Genomic DNA, 11,431 nt, shown 5'->3' on the forward strand with positions numbered 1-11,431 from the left:
CTGGTCAGTCCGCGATCTTCAGCACCAGCTTGCCGTGGTTGTCACCACGGAACAGGCGCATCAGGGTCTCGGGGAACGCCGTGACCGGGCCGGACACCACGTCCTCCAGGGACTTCAGCCGGCCCTCCGCCCGCCACGCGGCCATCTGCGCGATGCCCTCCGCGTACCTCTCGGCGTAGTCGAACACCACGATGCCCGTCATGGAGGCGCGGTTCACCAGCAGCGACAGGTAGTTGGCGGGGCCTTGCGGCTTGGTGCTGTTGTACTGGGAGATCGCGCCGCAGACCACGACGCGGGCACCGCGCGCCAGCCGCAGCAGCACGGCGTCCAGGACGTCGCCGCCGACGTTGTCGAAGTACACGTCCACGCCGTCGGGGGCGTGCTCGCGCAGCGCCTTGCGGACGTCCTCGCTGCGGTAGTCGATCGCGGCGTCGAACCCGAACTCGTCCACCACCAGACGGCACTTGGCCTCGCCGCCGGCGATGCCGATGACCCGGCATCCGAGGATCTTGGCGATCTGCCCGACGACGCTGCCGACGGCTCCGGCCGCTCCGGAGACCACGACGGTCTGCCCAGGCTCGGGACGCCCGACCTCGATCAGGCCGAAGTAGGCGGTCAGCCCCGACATGCCGAGCGTGCCGAGATAGGTCGGCAGGGGAGCGGCCGCGGGGTCGACCTTGGTCACGCCGCGCCCGTCCGACACGCAGTACTCCTGCACACCGAACGTGCCCGACACATGGTCGCCGACCGCGAACCCGGAGTGCCGGGAGGCGACCACCCGTCCCACCGCCCCGGCGCGCATCACCTCGCCGATCTCCACCGGGCGGATGTACGACCTGCCGGCGTTCATCCAGCCGCGCATCGCCGGGTCGATCGACAGGCAGAGGACCTGTACCAGGAACTCCCCGTCGCCCGGCTGCCTCGCCGGCTCCTCGACATGCTCCCAGTCGGTGGGAGCGGGCTCTCCCACGGGACGTGCGGCCAGGCGTACCTGGCGGTTGATCGTAGTCATCTGCGGCGACTCTCCTCGGCTGCATACCGTCCAGTCGGTACGGCCGTGAGCGTACGGGTGCCCGCCGTCCGGGGCAAGAGCCGGTCCGGCACGACTTACGGCTCATGCGGGCGGCGATGCCGGGGCGGCGGGCTATTCCTGCCCGGGCACCGCCATTTCGCCGAGGAGTGACCAGTCGTCCTGCGGGACGTTCGCGTTCACGATGCGCGGCGTCTCGGCCAGATGCGGGGGCAGCGTCCGCTGCGCGGCCTTGAAGTGCGCGGACTGCACGTGTGCGGCTCCGGCCGCCTCGTCGCGGAAGGCCTCGACGAGGACGTACTCGGAAGGCTCCTCCACGCTTCGCGACCAGTCGAACCACAGGCAGCCGGGCTCGGCGCGCGTCGCCCGGGTGAAATCGGCGGCGATCTCGGGCCAGCGGTCGGCGTGCTCGGGGCGGACCCGGAACTTGGCGGTGATGAAGATCATGAGGTTCCCTCCGTTGCTGGGTTGCTGGGTTGTTGGGTTGCTGGGTTGCCGAGTTGCTGAATCGCTGTGTCACGGAGCTGCTGCGCGGCGCCGGTGTTCAGGGGGACCGGCGCGGGTGCACCGCCCCTTCCGTCCCGGTGAGCGGTGCTCCCGTGCCGCCCCAGCGCAGCGCCACGATCTCCGCGGCGACCGACACCGCCACCTCCTCGGGCGTACGGGCCCCGAGGTCGAGGCCGACCGGTGAGCGCATCCGGGACAGCTCCCCTGCCGTGAGCCCGGCCTCGGCCAGCCGGGCCGCCCGGTCGGCGTGGGTGCGGCGGCTGCCCATCGCCCCGATGTAGGCGGCCGGGCGGCGCAGCGCCTCCGTCAGCAGCGGCACGTCGAACTTCGGGTCGTGCGTGAGGACGCAGATCACCGTGCGCTCGTCCGTGGCCGTCTCCCGAAGGTAGCGGTGCGGCCACTCGGCGACCACCTCGACGCCCTCGGGGAAGCGCTGCGGTGTGGCGAAGACGGGGCGGGCGTCGCAGACGGTGACCCGGTAGCCCAGGAAGTCGCCGATGCGGGCCACGGCCGCGGCATAGTCGATCGCGCCGAAGACCAGCATCCGCGGGGGCGGGGCGAACGACTGCAGGAACACACTGACGGCGTCCTCGCGGCGCTGCCCCCCGGGCCCGTAGTGCCGCAGACCGGTCGCGCCGAGGGCGAGTTCGCCGCGGGCGTCGGCGGTCACGGCCGCGTCCAGGCCGCTCGTGCCGAGCGAGCCGACGGCCCGGTCCGGCCACACGGCGAGGGCGGCACCGCGCGGTGCCGGTCCGTCGGTCACGGTCGCCACGGTGACCGGTTCGCCCGCCGCGACCGAGTCCGCGACCGCGCCGAAGCCGGGATCGCGCTCGGGCGTGACGGCACGCACGAGCAGTGTGATCTCGCCCCCGCAGGTCAGGCCGACCGCGAAGGCGTCCTCGTCGCTGTAGCCGAAGGTCTCCAGCCGGGCTTCGCCGTCCGCGGCGACGGCCTGCGCCAGCTCGAACACCGCTCCCTCGACACAGCCCCCGGACACGCTGCCCACGACCTCGTCGTCCGGGCCCACCGCCATCGCCGCGCCCGGGTCGCGCGGCGCACTGCGGCTGACCTCGACCACCGTCGCGAGGCCGAACGGCACCCCGGCCGCGTACCACCGGCTCAGCACCGGGAGAACGTCACGCACGAGCCGCTCCTCTCGATCCGGGCTCCCTCGCCGGGTACCCCGGCGGCGGTTAATTCCGTTGTGGCCTCCCGCGCCGGTCTGCTGCACTGCACAGGACAGCGACACCGACCGTTCCGAGGAGTTCCCGAATGCGCACTGCGTGCATGTCCCCCCAGTCAGGAAAGGACCTCTCTCCGAAGGACATGACGCTTCGTGCACATGATCAACCTTGGAATTCTCGCCCATGTCGACGCCGGTAAGACCAGCCTGACCGAGCGGCTGCTCCATTCGGCCGGTGTGATCGACGAGATCGGCAGCGTCGACGACGGCAACACCCGCACCGACACCCTCGCCCTGGAACGGCAGCGCGGCATCACCATCAAGTCGGCCGTCGTGTCGTTCCCGCTCGACGGCGTGACCGTCAACCTCATCGACACCCCCGGCCACCCGGACTTCATCGCCGAGGTGGAGCGCGTGCTCGGCGTGCTCGACGGTGTCGTCCTGGTGATCTCCGCCGTGGAGGGCGTGCAGGCGCAGACGCGGGTGCTGATGCGGACGCTCCAGCGGCTGCGCATCCCGACCCTGTTCTTCGTCAACAAGATCGACCGCGGCGGGGCACGCCACGAGGCGCTGCTGCGGGAGATCTCGGCGCGGCTGACGCCCGCGATCGTGCCGATGGGGACCGCCACCGGTCTCGGCACCCGCACGGCCCGCTTCATCCCCGGGCCCGGGACGGCCGGAGCCCTGGACGTCCTGGCCGAGCACGACGACACCCTGCTGGCGGCGTACGTCGAGAACACCGTCACGGACGCGCTGCTGCACGCGTCCCTCGTCAGGCAGACCCGGGAGTCGCTCGTCCACCCCGTCTACTTCGGTTCCGCCGCCACCGGCGCGGGCGTGGCGGCGCTGCTGTCCGGTGTCGAAACCCTGCTGCCGGTGGCCGACGGGGACGCGGACGGGCCGGTCTCCGCCACCGTGTTCAAGATCGACCGGGGCCCGGCGGGGGAGAAGGTCGCCTACGCCCGGATGTTCTCCGGGACCCTGTGCACCCGCGACAGGGTCCCCTTCGGTGCGGACGGGGCCGAAGGCCGGATCACCGGCATCAGCGTCTTCGGCCACGGCACGGACACCCGCGCGGACTCGGTCACGGCCGGCCGGATCGCCCGCCTCACCGGACTCGGCGACATCCGGATCGGCGACGCGATCGGCGAACCCCGCACGGCGCACGAGCACTTCTTCGCCCCGCCGACCCTGGAGACGGTCGTCGTCCCCGGCCCGGACGTCGACCGGGGGGCGCTCCACGTGGCGCTCACCCAGCTCGCCGAGCAGGACCCGCTGATCGGCCTCCGCCGCGACGAACGCCGCCGGGAGACCTCCGTCTCCCTGTACGGCGAAGTGCAGAAGGAGGTCATCCAGGCCACCCTCGCCGGGGAGTACGGCCTGGACGTCACCTTCCGCGAGACGACGCCCCTGTGCGTCGAGCGGCTCCTCGGCAGCGGGCAGGCCGTGGAGTTCAACAAGAAGGACCCCAATCCGTTCCTCGCGACGGTCGGCCTGCGCGTCGACCCCGCCCCGGTCGGTTCGGGCGTCGGCTTCCGGCTGGAGGTGGAGCTCGGCTCGATGCCGTACGCCTTCTTCAAGGCCGTCGAGGACACCGTCCGCGAGACCCTGGAGCAGGGACTGCACGGCTGGCGGGTCACCGACTGCGTGGTCACCATGACCCACTGCGGCTACTCGCCCCGCCAGAGCCATGCCCACCAGGGCTTCGACAAGAGCATGTCGAGCACGGGCGCCGACTTCCGCGGTGTCACCCCGCTGGTGCTCCTCGAGGCGCTGCGGCGGGCCGGGACGCGCGTCCACGAGCCGCTGCACCGCTTCCGCATCGAGGCGCCCGCCGACACCCTGGGCGCCCTGCTGCCGGCCCTCGCCCGGTTCGCGGCCGTACCGGAGACGACGCGCAACAGGGCGGAGCTCTGCGTCCTGGAAGGCACCGTGCCGGCCGCCCGGGTGCACGCCCTCCAGCAGGAGCTGCCGGGGCTCACCCGTGGGGAGGGCGAGCTGGAGAGCTCCTTCGCCCACTACGCGCCGGTCACGCACGGCACGATCCCCGAACGCCCGCGCACCGACCACAACCCGCTGAACAGGAAGGAGTACTTGTTGAACGTGACACGAAGGGTGGGTGGTTGACGTGTGAGGGTTCTCCGGGCGGGAACTTACTCCGGAGTCAGGGGTGTTGACGGTGTCCTGATATGGCCGGACTGTAATGCACATGCCGACTATCCGAGCGCGTCTGCTGGTCGTCCTGGGTGTCCTCTTCGGCTCCGTCTCGGTGGCGGGCGTACCGCCGGCCACCGCCGCGCCCCCGCCCGGCTCCCTCTGGTTCGACGATCCCACCGTCACCGTGCGAGGCGGCCGCTTCATTGACGCCCACGGCCGCGAGATCGTGCTGCGCGGCTACAACGTCTCCGGCGAGACCAAGCTCGCGGAGAACAAGGGCCTGCCCTTCGCCTCGGTCGCCGACGCCCGCACGTCGGCGACCGCGCTGCGCGCCCTCGGCGGCGGCAACACCGTCCGCTTCCTGCTGTCCTGGGCCTACGCCGAACCCGAGCGCGGCCAGGTGGACACTGGCTATCTGGCCGCCGCGACCGACCAGATGAAGGCCTTCCTGGACGCCGGTATCCGCGTCTATCCCGACTTCCACCAGGACCTCTACTCCCGCCACCTCTTCGACACCGACAGCTGGTACACCGGCGACGGGGCCCCCGAGTGGGCCGTGGACGCCGGGAACTACCCGGACGAGTCCTGCGGGATCTGCCTGTTCTGGGGACAGAACATCACCCAGAACGAGGCCGTGAAGCGGGCCACGTACGACTTCTGGCACAACGCGCACGGCGTGCAGGACGCCTTCCTCGCCACCGCGCAGAAGACCATGGAACACCTGCGACAGCACCTGAGCGCCGACCAGTTCAAGGGCATCGCCGGCTTCGACCCCTACAACGAGCCGCACGCGGGCGTGTACGACTCCGGGCAGACCAGCCGTGCCTGGGAAAAGGACGTGCTCTGGCCCTTCTACGAGAAGTTCCGGGCCCGCATGGACACGGCCGGCTGGCGCGACAAGCCCGCGCTCGTCGAACCGAACCTCTTCTGGAACGCCAACCTGGACTTCCAGAAGCAGGAGGGCGGCCTGCTGGACGCCGGCCCGCTCGGACCGCGCTACGTGTTCAACACGCACTTCTACGACCAGAAGGCCATCTCCGGGGTCTTCATGTGGGGCAAGGCGGCCGACGGCCAGTACGCGGGCGACTTCCGCACCGTCCGCGAGCGGGCCGCCGCCGCACGGACGGCAGCCGTGGTCAGCGAGTTCGGGCATCCCCTCGCCGGCACCGTCTCCGACAAGGCGCCGACCGTCCTCAAGGCGATGTACCAGGCGCTCGACTCCCGCCTCAAGGGCGCCGACTGGTGGTCCGACCCGGCCGCCTCGGGCCCCGTGCTCTCCGGCTCGCAGTGGCAGTGGGACATCTACAACGGCCGCCATCGCGAACCGATGAACGGCAACCCCGGCAAGGTGCTCACCACCGGCGACGCCTGGAACGACGAGGACCTGTCCGCCGTACGGCTCGACGACACGGGCACGCCCGTGCTGCGCCAGGACGCCCGGCTCCTGGACCGCCTCTACCCGAGCGCCACCGCCGGTGAGACCGTCGCCTTCACCTACGAGGACCGCTCCCGGGACGGGGCGACGACCCTGACCTGGAACCCGGTGCCCGGCTCCCTGCCGAACGTGCGGCGGCTGGTGGGGTCAGGACAGTACGGGCTGCTGCTGTGGCGCTCGAACGGCGGCCCGGCACCCACCGAACTGCACCTGCCGGCGAGCTTCCCGACCGGGTCCACCACGGTCGTCTCCGACCTGGCCACGGTCCACGCCCCACCGGCCTACCCCTCGACGAGCGCGGTCGGCGTGGCGCAGGAACCCGGCGGCACGGGAAGCCGCCGCCTGCTGCTCACCGCGCCGGACTCGGGCGTCCTGCACTACGCGCTGGTGACCAACGGGGCGACGGCTCCCCCGGCGGAACTGCTCGCAGCGGCCCGCTCCGAACTCGCCGTGTGGGCCGCGAAGGAGGTCAGTTAGCGGACGGGCTCGTCCAGCCGGCCGCGACCTGGCCGAGCCGGACGCGCTGCGGGTGGTCACCGACCGGCACGGACACGACCTTCTTCCCGGAGGCGAAGTCGATGGCCGTGACCTGGTCGGTGCCGCTCTCGGACACCACGCAGGACTTGCCGTCACCGCTGACCGTGGCCCAGTAGGGCTTGGCGGCGGTGACGAGCGGGCCTTCCTGGAGGGTGGCGCGGTCGACGACGGTGGCGTAGTCGTCCATGGTGCCCGCGACGCACAGCTTGCGGCCGTCCGGGCTCATCGAGATGCCGTGGTGGCGCGAGTCGTTGACGAAGGTCGTGCGGTCGTCGCCGGTCGCCGGGTTCTTCGGCAGGGTCTTGGTGCGGGTGATCTTGTCGGCGGCGATGTCGTACTCGAAGAAGCCGTTGAAGAAGGAGACCTGGAAGTACAGCTTCGACTCGTCCGGGGAGAAGACGGCCGGGCGGACCGCGTCGGAGTGGTCCTTGAGCCCGAGCGCGTCGAGGTGCGCACGCATGTCGATGACCTTGACCTGCTTGTACGTCGCCGCGTCGACGACGGTGATGCGCCGGTCGCCCTTCGTCCAGTCCAGCCACGGGGCGTCGGTCTGCGTGTTCACGTCCCCGATCGCCATGTTGTAGATGTACTTGCCGTCGCGGGTGAAGATGTTCTCGTGCGGCTTGTCGCCGGTGCCGAACTTGCCCAGTTCCCTGCCGGAGACGATGTCCAGCACGTGCACGGTGTTGGAGGTCGACGCCGATACCGCCACGCGCTTGCCGTCGGGGGAGACCGCCATGTGGTCGGAGCGGTAACCGGACACCGGGAAACGCCAGTTGAGCTTCCCGGAGGCGAGGTCGATCGAGACGACGTCGGCGAAGCTGGGCCGCGAGACGACCACCGCCGTCCCGTCCGGCGTGGAGTACATGTCGTCGACGAACTGGTCATGGCCCTCGCCGACGCTGTTGCGGATCGCCATGAAGTAGATCCACTTGATCGGGTCGGCGTTGATCGCCGCCATCCGCTCGTCCTTGTCGGGGACGACGTTGATCCGGCCGATCTTCGCGAAGTCACCGCCGGAGCGGATGACATCGGCGGTGCCGTCCCAGTTGTTGCCCACGAACAGCACCTCGCGCAGCGCGGCGGAGGAGCCCGGGGCCGCCGTGGCGGCGGTCGCGGGAACGGTGAAGGTCAGGGCCAGGGCTGCGGCTACGGAGCACAGGTGCCGGCGTCGGAAGACGGGCATGACGGCTCCCCTCTCTGCTGTGGGGTCGCTGCTGCGGGGACGAGCATGGTGAGTGGGACATGCCAAAGCGGATGGCGCGTGGAAACTGAACACACGTGCTTTCAGAGTCAACTTACTGCAAAGTAAGGAAGGGGTGGCCTTCTCCACAAGACCGCGTGCACGACAAAATCGGTGTTCGAACGACGAAGGGATAGCCGGTGCCGGGCAGACTCAGAGCGCCGACCGGCCGCTACGGCGGCAAGACCGCCGAGGAACGGCAGGCCGAGCGACGCCGGCGGTTTCTCGACGCCGCGCTCCAGCTGTTCGGCGACACCCCCGGTTTCCGCTCCACCACGGTCGCGGCCCTCAGTGAGGCGGCCGGGCTGTCCACCCGGCAGTTCTACGAGGAGTTCCGCACCCTCGAGGACGTGCTCGCCGCGCTGCACCTCCAGGTCAACGGCTGGGCCGAGGCCGCGGCGCTGGAGGCGGCCTCGGGTGCGGCCGGCCTGCCGCTCGTGGAGCGCGCCACGGCTGTCTTCCGCGCCTACGCGGGGAACGTCACCGCCGATCCGCGCCGGATCCGCATCACCTTCGTCGAGATCATCGGCGTCAGCCCGCGCCTGGAGGAGCAGCGGCTCGCCCGCCGGGCCGGCTGGGTGGACCTCATCTGCGCCGAGGCCGACGCCGCCGCCGCACGCGGGGAGGCCGCACCGCGCGACTACCGCCTCCCCGCCACGGGCTTCATCGGGAGCGTCAACGGCCTGCTGCATGACTGGAGCGCCGGCTGGGTCGACGCGACCCTCGACGAGGTCGTCGACGAACTGGTCCGGCAGTTGCTGGGCATCCTGTGGCCGCCGGGATGGAAGCCGGAAGGGTGACGGTGGTTGCCGGGTGCGGGGGAGTGCCCTCCGCCCGCCGTCCGGCCCCCGGCCGGTCGCGGCCCCTGCCGGGCGGCACCTGCGCCGGTGGCCCCCGAGCTGGTCACGGCCACCGCCGTGAGACCGGCACCGCGGACCGCGGAGCGGACGACGGCGGTCTCCTGAGCCAGGTACGGACGGGCCCGGCTTGATCAGGGTCTGACCGGCTATCAGCTCAACAACCGCGTCCTGACCGCGGCGAGGACTTCCGTGCGGCTGCGCGGGCCGTTGTCGGCTGCGATGAGGTGGTCGCCGATGCGCAGCGAGAAGGTGATCAGGCAGCGGGCCTCGACATCGTCCTCGTCGGGACAGAAGGCTCCGTAGAGCTCACGCAGATAGTCCATGCGCCGGTTGTCGGCCCGGCGGAGGCAACGCGCGACGCCTTCGTCGCGCCGGGCCCAGTCCCGGATCGCGAGCTCGACCCCGGCGCTGGTCACGCGCTTCTCACCCGACCCCACGAAGTCGAAGAGGCGCCCGAGCCGCTCGCGGGCGTCGCCCCCGTCGCGCTCGATCCGCTCGATGACATCCTCGGTGACCGCTCGCTCCCAGGTGTCGAGCATCTCCTCCAGCAGGCCGGCACGGTTGCGGAAGTAGCCGTAGAAACCGCCCTTGCTGACGCCGAGCGCCTGGGCGAGGACCTCGACCCGGACAGCCTCGGGGCCGCCGGCGGCGAGCGCCCGCAGCCCTTCCTCGATCCACTTGTCCCGCGGTGTACGGATCGCGCCCATGCTGTGCCTTCCCTCACGTGTCCCGCCCAAGTATACGGAGGCGTATAGATGGGTCTATGCTCGATCTATACGCCACCGTATAGACAAGGATCTGCCATGAGCGGTCTGCGCCTTCCCTCAACCGACCACACGTCCCGCCCCTGGCGGATCCACGAGATCGCCGGCGACTTCCGGCTCGAGGATCTGTGGGCGCTGCCGACGCCGGGCGGCCCGGACGACCTGCATCACCTGGTCCAGCAGATGGCGGAGGGCAAGGGCGGTCCGGACGGCGGCAACCCCGTGGGCCGCTTCCTCTTCGCGGTGCGCTGGAAGCTCGGCGCGCTGCTGGGCTGGGACAAGCCGGACTCGGGTGTCGGCGGCCGGGTGGCGACGCTGCGCGACCGGCTGCCGGACGACCTGCGCGTGGGGCCGCAGGGGCCCGACCTCAGCGCTGCGCCCTTCACATCGGTCTTCCAGACACACGACGAGTGGGCCGCCGAGTGCGCCAACAAGACCATGCACGGGGTGATGCACATCGGCTGGGTGCCCGACGGGAAGGGCGGCTACCGCGGTCAGATGGCCGTCCTGGTGAAGCCCAACGGCCGCCTCGGCTCCCTGTACATGCTCGGCATCAAGCCTTTCCGGTATCTGGGGGTGTACCCGGCCCTGATGCGGTCGATCGGCCGGGAGTGGCGAGAGAACGCGGCGCGCCGAACGGCGCGCTGACGCCTCTCCTCCCCGCGACCCGGGCTCCACCCGAGCCCCCGCTCCTGGAACGGCGGGGGCTCGGGCGAGAACCCGAAGGTTCACCAGAACCGCTCAGACCGAAACCAGCACCACGAGATCCGCCGCCACCACCAGCGCGACCGCCAGAAGAAGTCCGGCCAGCAGCCGCGCGCGGAGCCTGCGGTAGACCGCCTCGTACTCGCTCCGCAGTTCCTCATCGCGCCGGGCCGTGTGCTGCCACGAAGCCCGGGCGAGGGCCAGATGCTCCGCCGCGAACAGCCGCTCCACCTCGGCCTGTTGTCCCTCCGTAAGCCAGTCGAGCCCGGCGGCGAAGCGGGCGGCCGCCGTGTGGGCCTCCTCGCGGGCGGCGGCGGCCAGGAGGTGGCCCTCGACCTCGTTGTGGAACGCTCGCAGGTCCACGGGAAGCCGCTCCATGGCGGTCATCGGTGCGTCAGCTCCCGCTCGGCCGCCGCGACGGCCTCGTGGTGCAGGTCGAACGCCGGGGATTCACTGCGGATCCGCGGCAGGGCGACGAAGTTGTGCCGCGGCGGCGGGCAGGAGGTCGCCCACTCCAGGGAGCGCCCGTAGCCCCACGGGTCGTCGGTCGTGACCTTCTCGCCGTGCTTCGCCGTCTTCCACACGTTGTAGAAGAACGGCAGCATCGACATGCCGAGCAGGAACGAGAAGACGCTCGACACCGTGTTGAGAGTCGTCAGACCCTCCACCGCCAGATAGTCGGGGATCCGCCGCTGCATGCCGCCGGCGCCCAGCCAGTGCTGGACCAGGAACGTGCCGTGGAAGCCGATGAACAGCGTCCAGAAGGTGATCTTCCCGAGGCGCTCGTCCAGCATCCTCCCGGTGAACTTGGGCCACCAGAAGTGGAACCCGGAGAACATCGCGAACACGACCGTCCCGAAGATCACGTAGTGGAAGTGCGCCACCACGAAGTACGTGTCGGAGACGTGGAAGTCGATCGGCGGCGAGGCCAGGATGACACCGGTCAGACCACCGAAGGTGAAGGTGATCAGGAAGCCGGTCGCCCAGAGCATCGGTGTCTCGAAGGACAG

11 protein-coding genes are annotated in these 11,431 nt (G+C 70.8%); 4 read left to right on the forward strand and 7 right to left on the reverse strand.

Features of this window, described 5'->3' with window-relative positions:
• Positions 1-4: 4 nt before the first annotated feature.
• The 3 genes from AB0937_RS35140 to AB0937_RS35150 form a co-directional block, all read right to left on the reverse strand.
• A complete protein-coding gene (locus tag AB0937_RS35140) occupies positions 5-1,012 on the reverse strand; it encodes an NADP-dependent oxidoreductase (protein WP_366717729.1) in 1,008 nt (335 codons plus the stop codon).
• Positions 1,013-1,144: 132 nt separating this feature from the next.
• Complete coding sequence (locus tag AB0937_RS35145; protein WP_366717731.1) at positions 1,145-1,477, reverse strand: putative quinol monooxygenase; 333 nt, start codon at positions 1,475-1,477, stop codon at positions 1,145-1,147.
• Positions 1,478-1,574: 97 nt separating this feature from the next.
• A complete protein-coding gene (locus AB0937_RS35150) occupies positions 1,575-2,681 on the reverse strand; it encodes an XdhC/CoxI family protein (RefSeq protein ID WP_366717733.1) in 1,107 nt (368 codons plus the stop codon).
• A 192-nt stretch (positions 2,682-2,873) separates the two neighbouring features.
• Between AB0937_RS35150 and AB0937_RS35155 the strand changes: the two genes are divergently transcribed.
• Together AB0937_RS35155 and AB0937_RS35160 are read left to right on the forward strand one after the other, a co-directional pair.
• Positions 2,874-4,847, forward strand: coding sequence for a translation factor GTPase family protein (locus AB0937_RS35155; RefSeq protein ID WP_366717734.1), 1,974 nt, complete (start codon positions 2,874-2,876; stop codon positions 4,845-4,847).
• Positions 4,848-4,923: 76 nt separating this feature from the next.
• Positions 4,924-6,789, forward strand: coding sequence for an endoglycosylceramidase (locus AB0937_RS35160; RefSeq protein WP_366717736.1), 1,866 nt, complete (start codon positions 4,924-4,926; stop codon positions 6,787-6,789).
• Here the strand turns inward: AB0937_RS35160 and AB0937_RS35165 are convergent.
• The gene (locus AB0937_RS35165) at positions 6,782-8,035 is read right to left on the reverse strand and encodes a YncE family protein (protein WP_366717738.1); all 1,254 of its coding nucleotides are present in this window, start codon (positions 8,033-8,035) and stop codon (positions 6,782-6,784) included. The two genes, AB0937_RS35160 and AB0937_RS35165, sit on opposite strands and share 8 nt — an antisense overlap.
• Before the next feature lie 197 nt (positions 8,036-8,232).
• Between AB0937_RS35165 and AB0937_RS35170 the strand changes: the two genes are divergently transcribed.
• Positions 8,233-8,892 (forward strand): TetR/AcrR family transcriptional regulator, encoded by a 660-nt coding sequence (locus AB0937_RS35170; RefSeq protein WP_366717740.1) that lies wholly within the window; start codon positions 8,233-8,235, stop codon positions 8,890-8,892.
• 209 nt (positions 8,893-9,101) lie between these two features.
• Here the strand turns inward: AB0937_RS35170 and AB0937_RS35175 are convergent, their stop codons facing one another.
• On the reverse strand, positions 9,102-9,659 hold the full coding sequence (locus AB0937_RS35175) for a TetR/AcrR family transcriptional regulator (RefSeq protein ID WP_366717741.1): 558 nt from the start codon (positions 9,657-9,659) through the stop codon (positions 9,102-9,104).
• A 96-nt stretch (positions 9,660-9,755) separates the two neighbouring features.
• Between AB0937_RS35175 and AB0937_RS35180 the strand changes: the two genes are divergently transcribed.
• The gene (locus AB0937_RS35180) at positions 9,756-10,364 is read left to right on the forward strand and encodes a DUF2867 domain-containing protein (RefSeq protein WP_366717743.1); all 609 of its coding nucleotides are present in this window, start codon (positions 9,756-9,758) and stop codon (positions 10,362-10,364) included.
• A gap of 93 nt (positions 10,365-10,457) precedes the next feature.
• Here AB0937_RS35180 and AB0937_RS35185 read toward each other — a convergent pair whose 3' ends face one another.
• Together AB0937_RS35185 and AB0937_RS35190 are read right to left on the reverse strand one after the other, a co-directional pair.
• Positions 10,458-10,808, reverse strand: a complete 351-nt coding sequence (locus tag AB0937_RS35185; protein ID WP_366717745.1) for a hypothetical protein — start codon at positions 10,806-10,808, stop codon at positions 10,458-10,460.
• A partial coding sequence (locus tag AB0937_RS35190; RefSeq protein ID WP_366717747.1) for a cbb3-type cytochrome c oxidase subunit I occupies positions 10,805-11,431 on the reverse strand: 627 nt, incomplete at its 5' end. The genes AB0937_RS35185 and AB0937_RS35190, both read right to left, overlap by 4 nt.

The sequence above is a fragment of the Streptomyces sp. NPDC047880 genome (assembly GCF_040706515.1).
Classification (GTDB): Bacteria; Actinomycetota; Actinomycetes; order Streptomycetales; family Streptomycetaceae; genus Streptomyces.